The 20,343-nt window shown below is 43.0% G+C and carries 19 protein-coding genes; 7 read left to right on the top strand and 12 right to left on the bottom strand.

Annotated elements, in window-relative coordinates; all coding sequences use genetic code 11:
* Position 1 precedes the first annotated feature (1 nt).
* On the bottom strand, positions 2 to 349 hold the full coding sequence (locus tag ACEN82_RS17275; protein ID WP_112652263.1) for a winged helix-turn-helix transcriptional regulator: 348 nt from the start codon (positions 347 to 349) through the stop codon (positions 2 to 4).
* A gap of 106 nt (positions 350 to 455) precedes the next feature.
* Between ACEN82_RS17275 and ACEN82_RS17270 the strand changes: the two genes are divergently transcribed.
* Positions 456 to 974 (top strand): lipocalin-like domain-containing protein, encoded by a 519-nt coding sequence (locus tag ACEN82_RS17270; RefSeq protein WP_413319272.1) that lies wholly within the window; start codon positions 456 to 458, stop codon positions 972 to 974.
* Positions 975 to 1,070: 96 nt separating this feature from the next.
* Here ACEN82_RS17270 and ACEN82_RS17265 read toward each other — a convergent pair whose 3' ends face one another.
* The 7 genes from ACEN82_RS17265 to ACEN82_RS17235 all read right to left on the bottom strand — a co-directional run bounded on the left by ACEN82_RS17265 (position 1,071) and on the right by ACEN82_RS17235 (position 10,792).
* Positions 1,071 to 2,408: a bifunctional folylpolyglutamate synthase/dihydrofolate synthase gene (locus tag ACEN82_RS17265; protein ID WP_413319270.1), complete on the bottom strand. Its 1,338-nt coding sequence runs from the start codon at positions 2,406 to 2,408 to the stop codon at positions 1,071 to 1,073.
* Positions 2,409 to 2,541: 133 nt separating this feature from the next.
* A complete protein-coding gene (locus tag ACEN82_RS17260) occupies positions 2,542 to 3,360 on the bottom strand; it encodes an energy transducer TonB (protein ID WP_090523406.1) in 819 nt (272 codons plus the stop codon).
* A 227-nt stretch (positions 3,361 to 3,587) separates the two neighbouring features.
* Positions 3,588 to 3,989 (bottom strand): ExbD/TolR family protein, encoded by a 402-nt coding sequence (locus ACEN82_RS17255; RefSeq protein WP_090523411.1) that lies wholly within the window; start codon positions 3,987 to 3,989, stop codon positions 3,588 to 3,590.
* Positions 3,986 to 4,699, bottom strand: a complete 714-nt coding sequence (locus ACEN82_RS17250) for a MotA/TolQ/ExbB proton channel family protein (protein ID WP_090523416.1) — start codon at positions 4,697 to 4,699, stop codon at positions 3,986 to 3,988. Before ACEN82_RS17250 ends, ACEN82_RS17255 begins: the two co-directional genes overlap by 4 nt.
* Positions 4,696 to 5,763 carry an HU domain-containing protein gene (locus tag ACEN82_RS17245; RefSeq protein WP_413319267.1) on the bottom strand — a complete coding sequence of 356 codons (1,068 nt, stop codon included), beginning with the start codon at positions 5,761 to 5,763 and terminating at the stop codon, positions 4,696 to 4,698. The genes ACEN82_RS17250 and ACEN82_RS17245 overlap by 4 nt, the downstream gene beginning before the upstream one ends.
* A 40-nt stretch (positions 5,764 to 5,803) precedes the next feature.
* Entirely contained in the window at positions 5,804 to 7,672 is a 1,869-nt protein-coding gene (locus ACEN82_RS17240; RefSeq protein ID WP_413319265.1) for a porin family protein, read from the bottom strand.
* Between the two features lie 27 nt (positions 7,673 to 7,699).
* Positions 7,700 to 10,792 (bottom strand): tetratricopeptide repeat protein, encoded by a 3,093-nt coding sequence (locus ACEN82_RS17235; protein ID WP_413319263.1) that lies wholly within the window; start codon positions 10,790 to 10,792, stop codon positions 7,700 to 7,702.
* A gap of 271 nt (positions 10,793 to 11,063) precedes the next feature.
* Between ACEN82_RS17235 and ACEN82_RS17230 the strand changes: the two genes are divergently transcribed.
* From ACEN82_RS17230 to ACEN82_RS17210, 5 genes are all read left to right on the top strand, one after another.
* A complete protein-coding gene (locus tag ACEN82_RS17230; RefSeq protein WP_413319262.1) occupies positions 11,064 to 12,161 on the top strand; it encodes a hypothetical protein in 1,098 nt (365 codons plus the stop codon).
* Positions 12,162 to 12,348: 187 nt separating this feature from the next.
* Positions 12,349 to 13,383 (top strand): LacI family DNA-binding transcriptional regulator, encoded by a 1,035-nt coding sequence (locus ACEN82_RS17225; RefSeq protein ID WP_413319260.1) that lies wholly within the window; start codon positions 12,349 to 12,351, stop codon positions 13,381 to 13,383.
* Between the two features lie 108 nt (positions 13,384 to 13,491).
* On the top strand, positions 13,492 to 14,541 hold the full coding sequence (locus ACEN82_RS17220) for a glycoside hydrolase family 43 protein (protein ID WP_413319258.1): 1,050 nt from the start codon (positions 13,492 to 13,494) through the stop codon (positions 14,539 to 14,541).
* A 228-nt stretch (positions 14,542 to 14,769) separates the two neighbouring features.
* Positions 14,770 to 15,627: an SDR family oxidoreductase gene (locus ACEN82_RS17215; protein WP_413319256.1), complete on the top strand. Its 858-nt coding sequence runs from the start codon at positions 14,770 to 14,772 to the stop codon at positions 15,625 to 15,627.
* A 67-nt stretch (positions 15,628 to 15,694) separates the two neighbouring features.
* On the top strand, positions 15,695 to 16,276 hold the full coding sequence (locus tag ACEN82_RS17210) for a Crp/Fnr family transcriptional regulator (RefSeq protein WP_413319254.1): 582 nt from the start codon (positions 15,695 to 15,697) through the stop codon (positions 16,274 to 16,276).
* On the opposite strand, the gene ACEN82_RS17205 is transcribed toward ACEN82_RS17210, so the two are convergent.
* Positions 16,273 to 16,863 (bottom strand): HD domain-containing protein, encoded by a 591-nt coding sequence (locus tag ACEN82_RS17205; RefSeq protein ID WP_413319252.1) that lies wholly within the window; start codon positions 16,861 to 16,863, stop codon positions 16,273 to 16,275. The two genes, ACEN82_RS17210 and ACEN82_RS17205, sit on opposite strands and share 4 nt — an antisense overlap.
* Before the next feature lie 167 nt (positions 16,864 to 17,030).
* On the opposite strand from ACEN82_RS17205, the gene ACEN82_RS17200 reads away from it, so the two are divergent.
* Positions 17,031 to 17,471 carry a hypothetical protein gene (locus ACEN82_RS17200; protein WP_091163120.1) on the top strand — a complete coding sequence of 147 codons (441 nt, stop codon included), beginning with the start codon at positions 17,031 to 17,033 and terminating at the stop codon, positions 17,469 to 17,471.
* A 23-nt stretch (positions 17,472 to 17,494) separates the two neighbouring features.
* On the opposite strand, the gene ACEN82_RS17195 is transcribed toward ACEN82_RS17200, so the two are convergent.
* The 3 genes from ACEN82_RS17195 to ACEN82_RS17185 are packed head-to-tail and all read right to left on the bottom strand — an operon-like array spanning position 17,495 to position 20,270.
* Positions 17,495 to 19,042 carry an FAD-dependent monooxygenase gene (locus ACEN82_RS17195; RefSeq protein WP_413319250.1) on the bottom strand — a complete coding sequence of 516 codons (1,548 nt, stop codon included), beginning with the start codon at positions 19,040 to 19,042 and terminating at the stop codon, positions 17,495 to 17,497.
* A 57-nt stretch (positions 19,043 to 19,099) separates the two neighbouring features.
* Positions 19,100 to 19,339 carry a hexameric tyrosine-coordinated heme protein gene (locus ACEN82_RS17190; protein ID WP_176623248.1) on the bottom strand — a complete coding sequence of 80 codons (240 nt, stop codon included), beginning with the start codon at positions 19,337 to 19,339 and terminating at the stop codon, positions 19,100 to 19,102.
* Between the two features lie 58 nt (positions 19,340 to 19,397).
* Positions 19,398 to 20,270 carry an AraC family transcriptional regulator gene (locus ACEN82_RS17185; RefSeq protein ID WP_413319247.1) on the bottom strand — a complete coding sequence of 291 codons (873 nt, stop codon included), beginning with the start codon at positions 20,268 to 20,270 and terminating at the stop codon, positions 19,398 to 19,400.
* Between the last annotated feature and the right edge of the window lie 73 nt (positions 20,271 to 20,343).

The raw sequence follows: 20,343 nt of genomic DNA, 5'->3' as shown, positions 1-20,343 counted from the left end.
ATTATGGCATGGCCACTATATCATTAACCTGCATCTGATGTTTGGCCCAATCGCGGAGTAATTGTAAAAAAGGGAGTAATTCCCGGCCTGTATCGGTAAGGGTATATTCAACTCTTGGAGGTACTTCAACATGCACCTGCCGAAGGATGAGGCAATCATCCTCCAGCTCACGCAGGGCCTGGGTAAGCATTTTAGAGGTTACGCCTGTTACAGTGCGCCGTAACTCGCCATAACGCATGGTACCATTGCGTAAACGCCACAGTATACGACCTTTATATTTGCCGCCTATTCGCTGAAAAGCGTAGTCGATACCGCATCTTGGAGCCTCGTGTTTTGATTTTTTATCCATCAATTAAAAATAATATAACTGATTTACAGCATGGTAACTTTTTAGTAATCAGGCTACTTTTTTGTGCCTTATTGTTAATGGAATATAGCAAATATAACTTTGCTGCATGAAATATAAATTGCTTTTCATTCTAATACTGTTCACTACGTGTGCAGCATCGGCACAGAACAAACCCTCTGTTCATAATTTGACCGGAACCTATGAATTGGTAACAGTCGATAATATTGCCGCCGACGGCAGTCGCACCCATCTTTACGGGGATTCGCCGAAGGGGATCCTTGTAGTTGACGCTATCGGGCATTATGCTTTACAGATCTACAGTGAAGGCCGGCTAAAATTTGCATCGGGTGATAAAGCTAAGGGTACCGACGAAGAGAACCAAGCAGCGATAAAAGGGTGTAACGCTCATTATGGTACCTATAAAGTTGAAGAGAATAATATCATTTTCAATATAGAACATGCATCATTCCCAAACTGGGAGGGCACACAGCAAAAACGCCCTTTTACAATTTCGGGCGATATTTTTAAGTACACTGTACCTGCGCCAACTACCGGTGGAGCGATAACAGGGGAGGTGGTTTGGAAGAAACTGTCTGAATCAGAATTTACAGGATTTAAGAATTAACAGCGTGTTTTACTTCAAACCCAGATTTAAAGGGTTGAAGTAACAGGAACCTCGCCTATTTCTACATCAAAACTTTGAAAATCTTAAAATTCTGATTCAGACAACCTCAGCCACCACAAAAGTGCTGCCGCCTACAAAAACAAGATCATCATTAGCTGCATTTTTTTGTGCCGATAACAATGCTTCTTTTACAGAGAGGTAGGCCTCACCAATTAAACCATGAGCCCCCGCCTGTGCTTTCATGCTTTCAGCGTCCAGGCCTCTTGGAATGTCTGGTTTGCAGAAATAATAAGTAGCATCTTTAGGCAGCAGCGATAACACTTTGCCGGTGTCTTTATCATTTACCATCCCGATAACCATATGCAGGTGATTGGATTTAACAGATGCAATATTTTTCATCACTTCCTCAATGCCATCGGGGTTATGCCCTGTATCACAAATGGTAAGTGGGTTATGGCTTAAGGTTTCCCAGCGGCCATGTAAGCCGGTGAGGTTTTTGACCTGCCTTAAGGCTGTTTCGAGGTGCTCATCGGTAATTATAAAGCCCTGCCCGCGTAATTCATCAACGGCGGATAAAACGGTTTTTACATTTTTAAGCTGATAGGTACCTGTTAAATCAAGTCGGAAAGTCCGGAAGTCCGAAAGTCCGAATGAGATTTTTTGTATAGCAATCTCAAGTAATCCCGCTTTTTCTTTCGGACTTTCGGACTTTCCGACTTCCGGACTTGAAACAACCCACTCTTCTGATGCAAACCGAATGTTGCTGTTAGTTTGCGCAGCTTTATCGATAAACACGTTTGATACCTCCAGTTGTTGTTCACCAATGATCACCGGGATGCCCGGTTTGATGATGCCTGCCTTTTCGCCGGCTATTAGTTGCAGGGTATTCCCCAGCATATTCATGTGGTCCCAACCTATGTTGGTAATTACCGAGAGAAGGGGAGTGATCACATTGGTTGAATCCAGCCGACCGCCCAAACCCACCTCTATAACGGCGATATCCACCTTTTCTTTGGCGAAAACATCAAAAGCAAGAGCAACGGTCATCTCAAAAAAGGAGGGGGCTATTTCATCAAAATCAGCCCTATGAGCTTCAACAAAGTCAATTACGGTTTGCTCGCTGATCATTTGTCCGTTAATGCGAATCCGCTCGCGAAAATCTTTGAGATGGGGTGAGGTATAGAGCCCTGTTTTGTAACCGGCAGTTTGTAAAATAGCGGCCAGCATGTGCGATGTTGATCCTTTGCCATTAGTGCCGCCTACGTGCACACTTCTAAATTTATGCTGCGGATTATCCAACCGCCTGCAAAGCTCGAGCGTATTGGTAAGGTCTTTCTTAAATGCCGAAGCCCCGTCCCGTGTAAACATGGGAAGCTGGGTATAGAGGTATTGTAGGGTTTGATTATAGTCCATAGTCCATGGTCCATAGTCCATAGTTGATGGTCAATGGATTTTACCGCAAACTTATGGTTTATGCGTCATAGTGCATAATCATGGTCGATCCAATTTACCGTAGGTTAACAGATAAATGCTATGGTCTATCATCCATCGACTATGGACTAAGAAATCAATTTACCTTAAACACAAAAACAACGGTACCCTGTTGCTGATCGGGGGCATTATCAAGCGGGTTGAGTTTGGAATTTTTTACAGCATCTTCGCATTTTTGAAGCAAGCCGGCATCTGATATGGTGGTACCACGGGCACCAGCACGGGCATACGTAACGTTGCCATCTTTGTCAACCCTGATATCAACTACAATTTTACCGCTTTGGCGGTTGTCGTCACTTACAGAGGGGCGGCTCACAAAGTTACGCTGTGCCATATTTAGGCTGCCGCCATTGCCGGATCCTGTTCCATTATAGTTATTGGTGAGTGTAGTACCCGTAGTTTTACCCTGGTTGCCCGGAGTTTTGCCTGTGCCATCGCCTTCACCGGTACCGGTTGATGCTTTGCCTTTGTACAAAGCATTTTGGTTAACGGTAGGTTTTGCCGGCGGTGTTTTTACCGGTGGAGTAGGGGCAACATTTTGACTTGGTTTTTTAGTAGGCGCGGCCACTTCTGGGGCATCCTCGTTATTTTGGGTAACTACCGTTTTTTCGCTGCTTTCGGGCGTTGGTTTTTCTTCGGTGGGTTTACTTTCGGTAACTTTATCCGGCTTAGTATGATTGGCTTTTTCCGCTACCGAAGGTTCTTCGGTGCTCATGTAATCATCGCCCATACCTTCATCAACCGTACCGTAGTTTACCAATATGCCGCCTGTTCCGTTCTCCTCAACCGGCGGATTTTTGAATACTATAAAATAACATGCCGCTATCAGCACAGCCATAATAATGCCTGTTGCTATAAATGCTTTCGGATAGTTATTTTCTTCCCTGTACTCCATTTTTATAATTAGTGCAATTTTTTAATTAGCAGTATTTTCTTAATTGTAGTAGCAGTAGCGAGTAGCACGTTTTTCTATTGTTATCAGTAATCTGTTAAAACTGCCGCTAAAAACTGCAACTGCTACTTAAAGAACAACTGCTACTAAAAAAAGTGGCAGTTTGTTTAAACGATTACAGTAACTTACTGCAATAATCTACTATAAACTTTAAACTGCAACTGCCACTGTTATCCCTTAGGTTCTGTTGCCAAAACCAGTTTAATATTCAACTTTTGTGCCACGTCCATCACCTGTACCACATCCTGTATGGCTACAGTTTTGTCAACATACAAAACTATAGTAAGTTCGGTAGCCAGGGTTTTGTAACCCGCCAGTGTAGTTTGCAAAGCATCCACCGGGATCTCTTTTTTATCTACGTAGTACTTCAGGTCTTTGGTTACTGAAACGGTTATGGTTTTTTTAGATACCGACTGCCCTGTTGATGATTTAGGCAACACCAGCTTAATAACGTTAGGGTTGGTAACTGTTGAGGCTATGAGGAAAAACAGCAGCAGAAAGAACATAATATCGTTCATTGCCGATGTATGTACCTCTGCCGATGCACCCCTGTGTCGTTTTCTTAAATTCATTTGCTCGGCTCCTCTAACAGGTCAATAAATTCAATGGCATCGGTTTCCAGCTTCAGGATCACCTTATCAACCATCATATTTAAAATGTGGTAGCACACATAAGCTACGATGCCTACAAACAAACCTGCGGCTGATGTTACCATTTTTACGTATAAGCCGCCAGAGATTACCCCCATGCTGATGTTGTCGGTTTTTGAGATATCATAAAAGATCTTGATTACACCAGCAATGGTACCCAGGAAACCAAACATCGGCGCTATACCGGCTACGATACCTAAAATTCCAATATTTTTTTCCAGTTTGGATACTTCCAGCTTACCAACGTTTTCAATAGCCCCTTCGATATCTTTTATAGGGCGACCAATGCGCAATAAACCTTTTTGCAGCATGCGCCCAAGCGGCGTGTTATTGTTACGGCAAATAGCAATGGCCGATTCCAAATTGCCCGAGTGGATACTTGAACGTACCTGTACCATCAGGTTTGATTCATCACGAGATGCTTTACGGATAGTAAAGTAACGTTCAAAAAATATTACCAGCCCCAGTACAGCTAAAATACCTATCGGGATCATTACCCAGCCACCCTTGATCAGCAGGTCGCCAAAGCGAAGTTCTTCAGTTGGCAGTGCTGCGGTTGTTACGGCGTGGTTTGCGGTATCTGCCAGGTGTTTGGCGGTATCTGTAATTTGCTGAATTAATAATAAAGTCATTTCGTGGAATCAGTAATTTGTTTTGAGTATGTGTCTTTAGTTATTTTTCCTTGTGATATGAGTTTTTTTCTCATGGCTTCTGCTTCCTCAGATGAGGAAAACCCTCCAATTATGATCTTGATCCGCGGACCGGTTCCGGGGCCTTTCAGCAGGCGGGCGTCAATTCCCTTGCTTTTATAATCTTTAACGGCCTCATTGCTTTTGGTTAGGGTTTTAAACGATCCTAAAAATATCGCAAACTCCGGCTGTGCTACGGTATCTGTTTTGGCTGCCGGATTATTTAACGCTTCAACAGGTTTAGAAATTGCCTTTGCCGTATCAGCAACGGCTGGAGTGGAATCCTTTTGGATACTATCCGGCTTAATTATGGGAGCAGCTTTGGGCTTTTCAACCTTTGGTTGTTCTTTAGGGCTGTCATTGTTAAGATGTAATAGTGCGGGGTTATATTTATATACGCCAAAAGCTGCTGCGGCAAGTATAACCACTGCAATTGCTATTATAACCCAAATGCTGATACCCCGCTTAACTTCGGGTTCATCATCAATATACTCAGGCTGCTCAACAAGGGTTGCGTTTGCAGGCGGCGGTGTATAGGTTTGCTGTAGAGATATAGCCGTAGGCAAAGGCGGCGGCGGTGGCGGCGGGGGCACGTAGTTAACCTTGTTAATGGTTACCGGAGTAAGGCCAAAAAACAAAGGATCGCTGCCCGGCGCCTGTTCCTGCGGCCTGAAAGCGATTTTGCCTTCCTGCATATAAAACCAGCCTAATTGGGCAAAAGGTACTTCATGCAGCACCAGCTCCTGCTTAAGGCTGTTGATGTATTTTTCGGTGAAATATTTGGATGATGCCAGCGAGATTTTTTTCTTTTCGGCGATATGGCGTGTCAGGATCTCATCGTCTTTAGCCTCCTGATCAAAATGCAGCTTATGACCGGGCGGATAAAAAGTTGCCTGTACATCATCATAATAGCCATTTACGCGCAAGCGCGAAAAGCAGCCCAAGCCAGGTACACTTATTTCGGTGTACCGGCCGAGTAGTTCGCTTAAATAATTGGCTATATCCATCCGGTAAAAATACGGTTAATTTTAAAACATCAAACAGGACTTAAAACGAGTACCCTACGCCGCCAAAGATATTAAATCCGTAGTTAGGGTAGTATAACCAATTTTGATAGGAACTGCTCAGGATATTATTAGCCTGCGCAAATACCGAAAACTTGCTGTTTATCCTGTATTCTACGCTGCCGCTCAGGTCGCCAAAGCCCTTAATAGGCTGTTTAATCTGGTTGTAAACCGGGCTTCCCGGGGTAGAAGTTGGTGCCAATACCAATAACCTGTCGGTTGTTGAGCCGCGGATAAGCAACGAACCTGTAACAGTCAATTTGCTGTCGATATGTATTGCAGTACCTGCAGTTAATAAAAATTTAGGCAGGTTCCATGGCTCACTTTCTTTAGCCATTTGATAGTCTTTTATTTCAACGCGACCGAAAATGTTAAAATCGTCTGTTGCTTTAAAATCCAGCTCGCCGTTAAAGCCGTTTACGCGTGTTTTGCCATCATCATAAATAACAGCGAATTTGTTGCCCTCGGCGTTGAAGTTACTCACCATTAAAGGCATGTTTTTAATACTGTTGCGGTACACGGCAGCTTTGAAGCTTAAGCCGGGGGCCAGCGTACCTTTTAAACCGGCACTGATATCCAGCTGATCAACCGAGTTTTTGATGCTGATGTTTTGGCCAAGGAATGGATTGAACATGGCAAAATCGTGCAGTGAAGAGCGGTTAACATCACCTTTGGCTTCCACAAACAGCCGTACATATTTAGGTACCACCTGTACCTCAAGCTTTGCTGCCGGGAAAATGTAAAACTTGCCAAAGTCGCCAAACTCTTTCACAATGTTAACTCCCGCGTCTATCTTGTAGTTAGTACCCTGAAATTTGATGTAGGGGTTAACCCTTGCAATGTTATTACCAAGACTGTATAGACTGTCTTTCTGACTGGCCAGGTCTAACGAAGCGCTTAAGCCTGCATAAAACTGCTTAACAGTTTGATTTAGAAAGCCTGAAATAACTACATTGTTTTCACGTGCCTGGTAAGCATTGCTAAATGCGTATCCTTTTAACTTTACAGCATAGGTAAAGTCGTTTTCAACGTCTTTGTAATTCTTTGCCAGTTCAACCTCGCCGCTTATGGTATTGAAGTGCTGTTTTGTCGGCACAAAATTGTTGTCGGGAGCATCCTGGTTGTAACCGTAAAAATAGGTACCTAAACGATTGTAGTTGATGCGGCCTGAGATATTGTTATCGCCAATGATACTTTTGCCGAAAACACCAACGTCATCGCGGCTTTGGGTTTGTTTTTGCAGTGAGCCAGATTGCGACAAATGTTTTATGAAACCGCCAAATTGTAAAGCCTCATCCCGACCGTTGGCAAAATAGCCTTCGCCATAAATGGTTTTTAGGTTGCCAAAACCAACTTTAGCATAGTTGTTGGTTAAAACAGAATCCTGTTCTGCCGGCCTTTTCATTGGGTCAAGCTGCCTGATCTCGGAGTTTTGCTCCTGGCGTTTATCAAGCGGGGCATAGGTTAAAGGTGCTTTAAAGGGCGCTTTATCTTCCAAATCAGGGTTACGACGGATCTTTACCGCATCGGCCAGCACCGGTTTATAAGCAGTGGTCACTACAATTTCTTCTGATAAGCTACCGCCATTAGCAGCGTTGTTGGGATTATTGCCGCCGCCCTTCTTAGTAGTATCCTGCGCTGTTTTTGCGGCATCGCCCAAGCTTTTGCTGTCGGTAGCTTTTTTAGTTACAGGTTTGGGCGCGGCCTTTTTTGGTGCCGGTTTGGCGGCAGGCTTTTTAGTTGCAGTTTTTACTGTTGCTTTTTTGGTAGATTTCTTTGTTTGTGCCTGGGCAGGAACAAAGTATAATGCTATTATTAAGGTAAGCAGCGTATATGTGTATCTTGAGTTCATTGCTTGTCTTTTTTATATTACTCTTTGTTACTGTTTGTTAGTTGTATCGGGCTGGGCAGTTTCTTTAGTGCCTGTGGCAGGGGCTTTGGTTTTGCGGCCGCTCAGTTTATCCAGCTTCTCTTTAGCAGTAGGTAATATGTCGTCATCGGCTTTATAGTTATCAATGATACTTTGCAGGGTTGCCTTGGCCTGGAAGGTATCTTTTAAGCCCACATAGGTGTCAGATAACAAAATGTATGTTTTGGCCACCCAGTAATCGTAGTTTGGCATTTCCTTGGCCAGGTCAAAACACATTTTTTGTGCTGTTTTATAACGGCCTTTTTCATACTCAATAAGTGCAAGGTTGTAACGGGCTTCTGCAGCGGCAACGGTTTTGGTGTTGGTTGCAGTATAGGTGAACTGTTTAACAGCCAGGGTAGTATCGCCGGTTGAAAGATAAGCCTTGCCTTCGTATAAACCGGTTTTAAACTTGTCCTCCTGCGATGTTTTATCATTTGTTTTAACCAGCTCGGCGTATTTGATGGCATCATCGGTCATTTGCATTTCCGAATAGCAGTACATCAGGTTAGTAATGGCGAAGGTATAATCAGCTTTATATTCTGAATTGGTTTCCAAACGTTTCAGGAACACCACCGCTTCGTTATATTTCTTTTGCTGCATGTATAATTTAGCCATGCTGATCAACGCTTTTTCACTGTAGGCGCTGGTCCAGTCGTTCAGGATCACGTTATAATCAACCACGGCTTCGTCTGTGCGGCCCAAGGCTGCTAAGCCTTGCGCGCGGATAAAGCGTGCCTGTTTTTCGTAAATCTGTTTGCCCGGGAACTTATCAAAATAAGCGTTCACCGCGCTCACAGTACCCTGCCAGTCGCCTTTAAGGTAAAGGTTGTTGGCTGCGGTGATCATGATGCTTTCCTGATCGGAGGTGGTATAATTACCGATAGGGGTGGTGCCTGCATAGTTAATAAATGTTTGGGCGTCACCTTTATCAGTGTAGATCTTTTCGATCTGTTTTAAAGATTGTTTGGCCTCATCGGTTGACGAGTAATCCTGTACTACTTTTTTGAATGATTCAATAGCAAGGTCATCGTTGCCCGCGTTGTAATCAATCAAACCGATAGTAACCAGTGCGCGTGGCACATAGCTGCTGCGCGGATATTTCTGGATCATGGCCTGCAGATCGGCTTTGGCTTTATCACCGTCTGTTTTCAGGAAGTAGGTATAAGCTATCTCGAATGAAGCGTCATCTGCATAATTAGAGTTAGGGAATTTGTTCAGTACATCATTCAATGTACTGATCTTGGTATCCAATGAACCCTGTAAACCCTGGATCATACCACGTTGAAACAACGCATAATCTTCGCCCTGATTGTGCATGGCTATGATGCGGTTATAGTAGGTCATCGCACTGCCGTAACTCTTCATCACAAAATAGCTATCGGCAAGGCGGGTGATGGCATCATTCTGGGTGTTGGCGTCTTTTACATCGCCTTGTAAAAACTTCTCGAAGTAATTGGCTGCTTTTTTGTACTGCTCGTCGCCAAAGGCCGCGTAAGCCAAAGCATAGTTGGCATAATTGGCTACATCAGTTTCCTTAGCCTCGGGCATGCTCAGGAATTTCTCGAAATTCTCTACCGATTCGCCGTATTTACGAACCTCGAACATGGCCTCTGCCATCCAGTAAGTAGTTAAGGCTTCAGTTTTGCTATCAACCGGATCTTTCAGCGAACGCAGGAAGATACCAATCGCATTCTCAAATGCACGCTCGTTATAAAATTCCAATCCCCGGTAGTAAGTAACTTTTTGATAAGCTAAACGTGCACTCTGGCTTTTATTAGGGATGGGCTCCAGGATCTCCACAGCTTCTTTATAGCTGCGTGAGTTTAGTAATTCTTCACCCAATAATACCTTAACCTCGTCAATACGTTTTGAACGTGGGTATGTAGCCAGGTATAACCTTGTGGCACCTAAAGCCTGCAGGTTAAAGTCGAGCTCGTATGATAGTTTGGCGTACTCATAAAGGGCATCTTCCTGTAATTGCTTGTCATAATCAAGCTTGGAGGCGTTGAGGAACGCATTACGTGCGCTCTGTTTATTGTTCATTTTCAGGAACACATCGCCCAGGGTATAGTTACCGCTTTGGCTGTAAACATCGTGTTGCTCAACCAATTTTTCCAATTCGCTGGCAGCTTTGGCATAGTTGCCTACCTTATAATAGGTATAACCCATCTGGTAGCTGTCCTGCGTGTTTTGGGTACGGCCCTGATCCCGGTCTTCAAAACGGCCATAATACTTCACCGCGTTGTCATAATCGGCTTTGGCAAAGTACGATGCGGCGATGATACGCAGCATTTCAGTTTCGTTTTGCTGATGGGTTTTATTTACAATAGGCACAGCGTAGTTAAGCACATCGTCATAACGCTTATCTAAAAAGTAAACTGCCGAGATATAGTAAGGATAGCTGTTTTCGTATTTCTTTGAGTTTTTAAGCTTTTCAAAGTTTACCAAGGCAAGATGATAATCCTTGTTCAGGTAAGCGATGTAGGCAAAGTAATAAGTAGCATCTTCGGTAAACTCGGTGCGTTTGTTTTTAACCTCGCCAAAAAGCAATTGGGCATTTTTGTAGTCTTTTAACTCAAAATAGGCATAACCCTTACGGAATTTATACTCGGTATTGTCATGGCCGTTAAGCTCGCCTGCCTCAACCTTGTTAAACCAACGGATAGCGTCTTCATATTTACCTTGTTTAAAATACGATTTACCAATCTGGAAAAAAGCCTGTTTGGTAAGCGGATTTTCAGGGTGTTCTTTTATAAAACGGAGAAACATGCTTTCGGCATCATCATTGCCCAGGTTAAGGGCGCAGAATGCTTCATAATACTGGCAGTTTTCTTTAGTGAGCGATAGCTCAGTTTCAAACTGTGGCTGGGTGCTTGTTTTAATTTTGTAAGCTTCAACCAGGCGAAATTGTTCGGCCGCCGAAGCAAATTTTCCTTTGTCCATCAAATCAATAGCCGCGTGATAAGTGCGGTAAATTTGAGTGGAAGGATTTTGCTGGGCTCGTGCTGTTGTAACTAAAAATACGGGAATGAGCAGGGTGATGTATCTTGTTTTGATCATAAAGCGCATACTAACGATAGTGCGAAAATAGCTAAACCAAAAAGAGGCTTTTCACATTAGAAATTAACAATTGTGGATAACACTTCTTTTAACGAAGGTAATACTTAAGATAATATCCATGTGGAAAACTTTAAAATTGTTGAGTACTGCCGTGGTGCCGGCTATGAATAATCAAAAATAATAATTACACGTTAAACAGTGCAATTTATTTGTATTTTGAGCATTATAATACCCTGGGGGCGGCGTGCCCCATCCATTATTTTTACCCATTATGAATAGCGTTCTTAACAGAGGGGGGGGGTGGTTGCCGGTTATTTTGTACATGTTGGTGTTTTGTCCGTTAAATTCAAAAGCACAAAAAACAAATGCCGAAATTGTTTTAACAAACAGGCAGTTAAATGATAAACCGAACGAATTTTATATCGCAAATGTTACTGATGAACGGCCCGACCGGAGTGCCGTCGCCTGGTTATTATCAGCCACAGGTAATTTGCCGGCAGTAAAACATGAAGTTGATTTACAGGGAGGCACAGCAACAGCTGTTAAACAATTTGCTGATTATGCTATCCCTGTTAATAAGATGTTACGCCCGGTGGTCATCCGCATTAAGAAGTTAAAGCTTACTGAAACGGCAATGGCCGATGGCAGGATAGAAGGCCGGCTGGAGATACAATTATGGTTTGAATTGAAAAAAGCTGAGGACAATGTGCATTTGATCGATTACCCGGCAGCTACAACATACTATCGCGGCGCGGGGCAACAGTACGATACCGGGGTGCTGATAAGCCGGGCCCTTGAAGCAGGACTGGTGTATTTTAACAGATGGATGAATCGTGAAGCGGGCACTAATATCAAACTGGCTAAGGGAGTAAAATTAATCTTTACCGATTATTCGGAACAGCCGGAAGGCGATACCATCTACTACTCGGCTAAACGGCCTTTAACCTGGAATGACTTTCAGGATAAAGCCCGGGGCGAAAAATATGTTGCCGAGGTGCAGCCAAGTTTTGGTTACACAGAACAGGTAGAAGTAGTGAAGTCGATAGTGGTAGTGAAGATAAGCATGCGCGTGTTTTTGCCTAAAAGTGCCGCCTGGGTAAAACCGGAAGGACGTACAGGGTATGCTCTAAATCATGAGCAGCGGCATTTTGATATTGTAGCGATAGTAGCCCGGCATTTTAAGAAGGCCCTTATGACTATGAAACTCCCGGTTGATAACTATGATGGCTATATTAATGTACAATACCTTGACTCGTACCGTGAAATGAACCAGCTACAAGATCAGTATGATAACGGAACCAGTCACGGTACAAACCAATACTACCAACAGGAATGGAATATGAAGATAGATGGATTTTTAAGAGATTAAGGCAGGATACTCAACACGCCCGAGCCCGGGGGATAAATAGCACATATATGAATTTAAATTCGTGGATGTCAGCATAATGTTACATGGCATAATACATCCTTATACTGTGCAGGACTTATTTTTCTTATGTTTACTCTCCTTTATATAATTGGATTGTTAATTTTAGGATCATAAGCAAGGGGGCGAAATGAATTTTGGCGGAGTTACCATAAAGGATATTGCTAAAGAGTTAGGGATCTCACCGTCAGCGGTTTCCAAGGCGCTTAAAGACAGTCATGAAATTGGCGAAAAAACTAAGGCGCTTGTACTGGAGTGTGCTAAAAGGCTTAACTATCAGCCCAATCTTAACGCTCAAAGCCTAAAACGGGGCAACAGCAAATCTATCGGCATTGTGGTTTCAACTATTGAGAACCAGTTTTTTTCGCAGGTGATCAATGGCATCGAATCAGTAGCACACAGTAAGGGATATAATGTGTTTATTACACAAACGCATGAATCGTATGAGCTTGAAATGCAAAATGTACGTCACCTGACTTTTCGCTCCATTGATGGTTTGCTGATCTCCCTCTCAACCGAAACCCAAAATATTGATCACCTGAAAAACCTGCATGAAAAAGGTTTGCCTATTGTTTTCTTTGATAGGGTAAGCGATGAAATTGATACGCATAAAGTAGTAGCCGATAATTTTGCCGGGGCATATAAAGCCACAACACAATTGCTTGAAGCAGGATACCGTAAAATAGCTCATATTACCAGTTCGGTAAACGTATCCATTACCGCCGAACGCTTGAGGGGATACAAAGATGCACTTGAACAACATGATATAATACCTGATGAAAAACTGATCAAGTACTGCCCACATGGTGGTAAAGACCTTGCCGAGATCGAAAACGCGCTAAGTGAATTGTTTTCTGAAAGTAAACCTGATGCCATCTTTACAGCCTCCGACAGGATCACGACTACTACCTTGTCCCTTCTTCATAAATTAGGCTTCCGGATCCCTGCTGATATCGCTTTGCTCGGCTTCACCAATACCCAACTGGCCGAAGTTTTAAACCCGCCGCTAAGTGCTGTTTATCAGCCCGGTTTTGAAATGGGAAAAAAGGCAACCGAAATGCTGATCAGCATTATCGAGAGCAAGCGGCCTGTTACAGAGTTTGAAACTACCGTATTGCCTACCCGGGTTTTTATCCGCAGTTCCTCTCAACCGGTAAAAGCTTAATATTAAATACCTGATTGGTAATAAATGTATGCTTAACATTTGTTGTTTTTGTGGAAACTTTTACAGATTTTTAGCGCATTATAAACTACGCTAAAACCTTTCAGCTCTATGAAAAAAATGTTCACTGCCTGTTTGCTGCTGCTTTTATTTTCCAGCGCGGCAATTGCACAAAATACCGGCTATAAAACTTTTACCAACCCGTTGCTGCCATCAGGCGCCGATCCCTGGGTGATCTGTAAAAACGGGTTTTACTACTATACCAATTCAACAGGGAGCAATATTGTTATCTGGAAAACAAAAGATATTACCAAGCTGAGCACTGCACCTAAGAAAGCTGTTTGGGCGCCGCCGCCTGGCACCGCTTATTCCCAAGACCTATGGGCGCCCGAACTCCATTTTATAAAGGGCAAATGGTATGTATATTTTGCCGCGGATAATGGCGATAACAATAACCATCGCATATATTTACTGGAAAATAGCTCGGCCGACCCAATGGAAGGTACCTGGGAGTTTAAAGGAAAAATAGCAGATAGCACCAATAAATGGGCTATTGACGCTTCGGTATTTGAAAATAACGGTGGTTGGTATATGATCTGGTCGGGCTGGGAAGGAGACCATAACGGTCAACAGAATATTTACATTGCTAAAATGAAAGACGCAATGACCATCGGCAGCGAACGCGTGAAAATATCGAGCCCGGCTTATCAATGGGAAACCAATGGTGATCTGCATGATGCCGGTAACCCGGCACATGTAAGCGTAAATGAAGGACCAGAAATTTTGAAACATAAAGATAAGTTATTCCTGATCTATTCTGCCAGTGGCTGCTGGACTGACTTTTATGCATTGGGCATGCTTACCGCTTCTAAAAATAGTGATCTGTTGAACCCTGCCTCATGGATCAAAACAGAGGAGCCGGTATTTAAGCAATCGCCGGAAAACAGGGTTTACGCGCCCGGTCATAACTCATTCTTTAAATCGCCAGATGGAAGGGAAGACTGGATCCTGTACCATGCCAACTCAAACCCTAACGAAGGCTGCGGTAATAAACGTTCGCCACGCGCGCAAAAATTTACCTGGAATAAGGATGGTTCGCCAAATTTTGGTGTGCCGCTTAAAGATGGGCAACCTTTGACTGTGCCATCAGGAACTAAGTAAAGGGAGACTGCTTTAAGATACAATTAAAAAAATCGTCGTTATAAGGAACGAAGCAATCCCCGATAGGCAGAGCCGCTCTCTATAGTTCGCGATTGCTCCGTACCTCCTATGACGTTCTTGTTATAAGCACACAATTTTCTTGACAAATATCAATTTCCTTCTTATCAAATGTCAATGTACAGGTTATAGCATCGCGGTAGATTTGTATCAACAAAAGAACGATACAAAATGTCAAAAACAATTTTTATAACCGGAACAAGTACAGGATTTGGTAAATTAACCACTATAACCCTTGCAAATGCAGGCCATACCGTAATAGCAGGTATGCGCGGAATAAATGGCAAAAATGAAACTGTAGCCAAAGAGCTTTCAGCCTTGCCAAATGTTGAAGTAGTTGAGGTAGATATTACTGATGATAATTCAGTTAAAGCAGCTTTTGAATATACATTAACCAAATACGGCCATATTGATGTGTTGGTGAACAATGCCGCAGTTTCAGGCTTTGGCGTACTGGAAGCTTACTCGCTCGACCAGATCAGGCAGATGTTTGAAGTGAATTTTTATGGAACCCTGCGCACCATCTTTGCGGTTTTGCCGGGGATGCGTAAAGCTAAAAATGGCCTTATCATCAACATTACATCGGGTGCAAGTGGTCATACCCTGCCGTTCATGATCCCTTATCTTGCATCAAAATTTGGGGTAGAAAGTATTACCGAAGGTTTAAAGGATGAGCTTGCGCAGTTCAACATCGAGAGCGTTAGTATCCAGCCGGGCGTTTATCCAACCGAAATGAATAATGGCAGCAAAACAGGTATCCATGCCGATAAACCGGAAGTTGTGGCCGAATACGGCGAGGCCTCAGCACAGCAATTTAACGCTATGGGCACCGCGCTTTTCAGCAAAATGGCCGAGTTTAACATGGACCCGCAAACTATTGCCGATGGGATATTGAGGCTGGTTGAAATGGAAAAGGGTACCCGCCCGCTGCGTTATCCGCTTGATGCCGTAGCGCAGGGTACCGACCAGGAATTTATTGATGCCCGCGCCGCTATCAAAACAAAATGGTTAAGCAAATACACCGCATAATCTAATTATAAAAAGATTACCCGAACAAAAGCAAATATCCCCGGATAAAGGAGATATTTGCTTTTATATGTTTGAGCAATTTAAAGAGTACATTGGCCAGAAAGCAGCACTCACCGAAGCCGACTATGCTAAAATTGAAGCAGTTTGTATTTTTAAAAAACTCCGTAAAAAGCAGTATTTATTGCAGGAAGGCGATGTTTGGAAGTATAACGCTTTTATAACCAAGGGCTTGGTTCGATTTTACAGCGTTGATGAAAATGGCCGCGAAAACATTGTAAGCTTTGCCAAAGAAAACTGGTGGACAGGCGACCGTGCCAGCCTGCTTACCGGCGAGCCTTCTAAAAATAATATTGATGCTATTGAGGATACAGAACTGATATTGATTACCAAAACAAACTTCGACAGGCTTTGCCATGATATACCGGCTTTTAACGATATGGTTAATGCCATCCTTAACAAAAGTTTCATTACCAGTCAAAACCGCATCCACTCGGCTATTGCTTTTACTGCCGAGCAAAAATACCTTGATTTTGTGCAGAAATATCCCGATCTGTCACTAAGGGTGCCACAGGCGATGATTGCATCTTACTTAGGCATTACACCCGAAACCTTAAGCCGTGTACGAAAAGAAACTGTAAAGAAACATTAACCCTGAAACTTCATCAGTTCAATGTTTTTCTTCTTCATGGCTTGCAATACCGTTTTACCGTATTCTGTAAAATATTGGTGCTGTTGTAACAGGCTTAAATTAAGGGTATGCCATTCTTTGTCGTTATACTGCTTATCCAGATGTACTTCCCATTCCTGTTTTAAATCATGGGCAAAATCCAGGTAGTTTACAGATGCCAGGTGGCGCATATCGGCATCGCAAATAATTTGCTGGATAAGGTTTTGGGGCGATTGCGGTACTTTGGTTGCTTCAATACAATCCCATACCTGTTGTATAAAATCATTATTATAGTGATGCTGCATTAAAAAAGTACCGGCAATAACCATGCTGGTATCTTCATGTCCCTTGTAATGGTAAAGATAGCCGGTGTCATGAAACCAGGCGGCCACTGTTAAGATAGTTAATTCCTCTCTTTTTAATTTATTGTGCCCGGCAATTTCAATGGCGGCGTTTACCACCCTTTGTGTATGTTCCAAATTATGAAAATACATAGTTGCCGGAAGGTTTTCTTCCATTAAGGAGGTAACGTAGGCAGCGGCCCTTTTAACAATACTTATGGCAGGCATGTGAGTGATGCGATACTACCCTCACATTCTGTAGAAATTCTGGATAAATGATAGCCTGCATGCCTCTCAACAAAAAGATGACACTTTTATCTTATTTGTGTAAACATGGATTTTGCGTTTTTAAGCGGGATTTTAAACCTGTATTTTAGATGCATAAATGTTGATGGATGAAAAATACACTTCAAATAGCACAACTTTATTTGCGCTTTGCTTTAGCGATTGGTTTTTTGCTGCCCGTGGCAGATCGCTTGGGTTTCATGGGGCCGGCAGGGCAAAATTCAGTAAGCTGGGGTAGTTGGGATAATTTTGTGGTTTATACCAATACGTTGATGCCATATTTGAGCCGGTGGATGGCAGGTGTCATGGGTTTTTTAGCAACAGTGGCCGAGGTTTCAATAGCCATCATGTTTATTGTAGGTTTTAAGATCCGTACGGCGGCTTATGCAAGTTTTGCCCTTACGCTTACTTTTGCCCTTTGCATGACCATATTTTCAGGAATCAAGGCTCCTTTTAACTATTCGGTTTGGGCCGATAGCGCGGGTAGTTTATTACTGGCAAGTATAGCTACTTATCGCTGGAGCATTGATTTTATATATGATGAAGCTTAGTGCTTGTTAAGGTCTTTTAGTATTCATTTACCTTTGAAGGTATCAAAATAACCGCGTATCAAACCTGGGCTTATTTCATCGCTAAGCAGGCCTATATAATTGTCGGGCCGTATTAGCAGGTATAAACCCGATTGTACCCCTAATTTTTGCCAGCTTTCATTAAGGGGTAAATTAACTACTTTGATATAATTTATTAAGTGATCAGGAATTAGGCCGTCGTACCCAATGCTGCCAATACATAACAGGTGAAATTTGGGCTCCATGAGCAAATGATAGATGCTTTGTAGTTTGCCGTCAATAGTGGCCATAACGTAGGGGCACCTGTCGCCGGCACTAAATTTTAGCTTCTGTTTAATAAACTGCAGGGAAAGCGGGCTTTCTCTGTACGAATACCAAATTTGGGACAAGATCCTGAAAATGCGTTTTGAGATGCATTGGGTTGACAGTACGAGGCGTAAAATATTGGGCATAACGTAGGTGCGTAACTGATATAAAAACCAGTTGCAGCTTGTCATAAAAGCAAATATTTTATCGGTAAATTTCATGAGCCATTTGGCAAAAGGGTACCGCTCGTCATGATAGGTATCAATAAGTTTATCGTCCGCAACACCTTGTAGCACCAGGGCCAGTTTCCAGGCCAGGTTATGTGCATCCTGCAAGCCTGTATTCATGCCCTGTCCACCTGCGGGACTATGAATATGTGCGGCATCGCCCAATAAAAAACATCGATTTATCCTGAAACTGTTAACACAGCGGTGATGTAGTTTATAAACTGAAAACCAGTTTAATTTTTCTATGTTCAGCGACAGCTTAATGTTGGCCGTGATCACATCTTTAAGATCATCAAAACTAACATTTTCTTTGCCTGCAAAACCTTCGGGGAGGGTACCTAAAATGCGGTAATTACCGTTGCCATACATGGGGAAAAAGGCGCAGAAATTAACACGCGACAGTGATGCGATGAGCTTGTTTGCTGGTTGCAGCCAGCTAAGCTTTACATCGGCCACAAAAAATTTATTTTGGTAGGTACCTCCTTCAAAACTTAATCCCAGTTGCTGCCTTACCGGGCTCGATGAACCGTCGCAAGCCAGCAAGTAGGAGGCTTGAATACTTATTTTCCTGAACGGATCACTTTTATCGTAAAGACTGGCCACAACGTGATCATCATGCTGTTCAAAACTAACCAAACTGGTTCGCCACAAAACGTCACGGCCTGTAGCTTTTAATTGCTCGTAAAGCAGTTCCTCGTTTTTAAACTGTTCAAATGCCTGCAGGTTGGGGAAATCGGTGAGTCCGTTGCCTGCGTTGGCTGTTTCAAGTACTGCTTTTTCCCGGCCATTCAGGTAAATTGCAAATTTGCCAATCACCTGACCCTGTTCCAAAACAGTATCAGCCAAGCCCATTTGCTGGTAAATTTCCATGCTGCGTGCCGTAACCAGCATAGCCCGCGACTCATGGGTAGGTGCCGGCTTGGTATCGATAATAATAAAATCAACGTTAAAGCGGGCCAGCTGGCAGGCGGCCATTAAACCGGTTGGCCCGGCACCGATAATAATTACTTGTGTATGCACGATGTATTACCGGGCTTAAAATATGAAATTAATTGGCAAAGCTCGGCCATTGTTGCACTATCGCCAGTAATTATTAGCTGCAGCTATTGTAGCAAATTCGGTTGCCACTGTTTGCCCTACGGCAATGAGCATCGCTGCGTCTTCGGCATAAACACCTCTTAGCTTACCACGAATTTCGGCATCGGGCTGAGTTACTTTGATGATGAGCCTTGCCATTTTAATAGCAAGTTCACGGCCTTCCTGTGGAGTTGCTGTGATTAAGGAGTTGCCCGGGATTAATTGTACTTCTTCTGACATGATGATAAATTTAATTAATTGGTTATTAGGTTGATTAAATAAGATTGTGAATAGCTTATTAAAAAACAGGTTGCAATACAGTGCCCCTTTTCTTAAAATCAGAAAAGCTGATCCCGGTAGCATTTTTAAAGAATTTACTGAAATGGGCCATGTCGCAAAAACCCAGGTCATACGCTATTTTTTTCATGCAGTTGTCGGGGTGTATAGCTTGTTTTTTAGCTTCGGCTGCAACTCTTTGCCTGATGTGATGGCCGGCCGATTGTCCGGTCAATTTTTTCACCACTTCGTTAAGGTAATTGGGGGTTACAGATAATCTGTCGGCGTAATCGGCCACCATTTTATACTCCCTGAAGTTTTTATCGAGCAAGCTTATGAAGTTTTGTAATATGGAGGTATTGCGCGACTGTTTCGGCGCTTGTTCCATTGGTTCCAACTGGCGTGAAAGATAGATGAGGAAGATCTTAAAATATCGTTTTAATATTTCGGCACGGTAAAGATTATGCCGGCTATATTCTTTCATCATTATTTCGGTAATATCATTCATATCATCGGCCAGTTCGCTGTTAATGGTAACGATTGGTGTTTGATTAAATATTTGATGGATAGGGCTGTATATAAGGTCGCGGCCATAATCATCTACATCCAAAAACGAATCGGTGAACGATATTACGTAACCGTGCAGGCCATTGCTAAATTTAAGATCGTGCAGCTGGCCGGGTTTTATCAGCAGCAACTGATTGGTGTTAACCGCCTCCTTTTGCAAATTGAGCCTGTAATAGCCGTTGCCTGAAACTATCCATATCAGCATGAAATAATTGTTGGGAAGATCGACGCCGTTTTCTTTGATCCATTCGATAGTATGGATTTTGAAAGGGAGGCAATAAGATGCTTTCTCAAAATGTAGCGGTGCAAAATCGTTAAATTGTTTCATGGCTGCGAAGTTTAAAGCTTGTAAGGCATGTGCCTTCTCTCTATTTTCGTGCCGATGTTTTTATTTTATTGAT

The organism is Mucilaginibacter sp. Mucisp73 (assembly GCF_059491465.1).
Note: the sequence above shows the minus strand (reverse complement) of the source record. Positions and strands in the feature narration are given on the sequence as shown.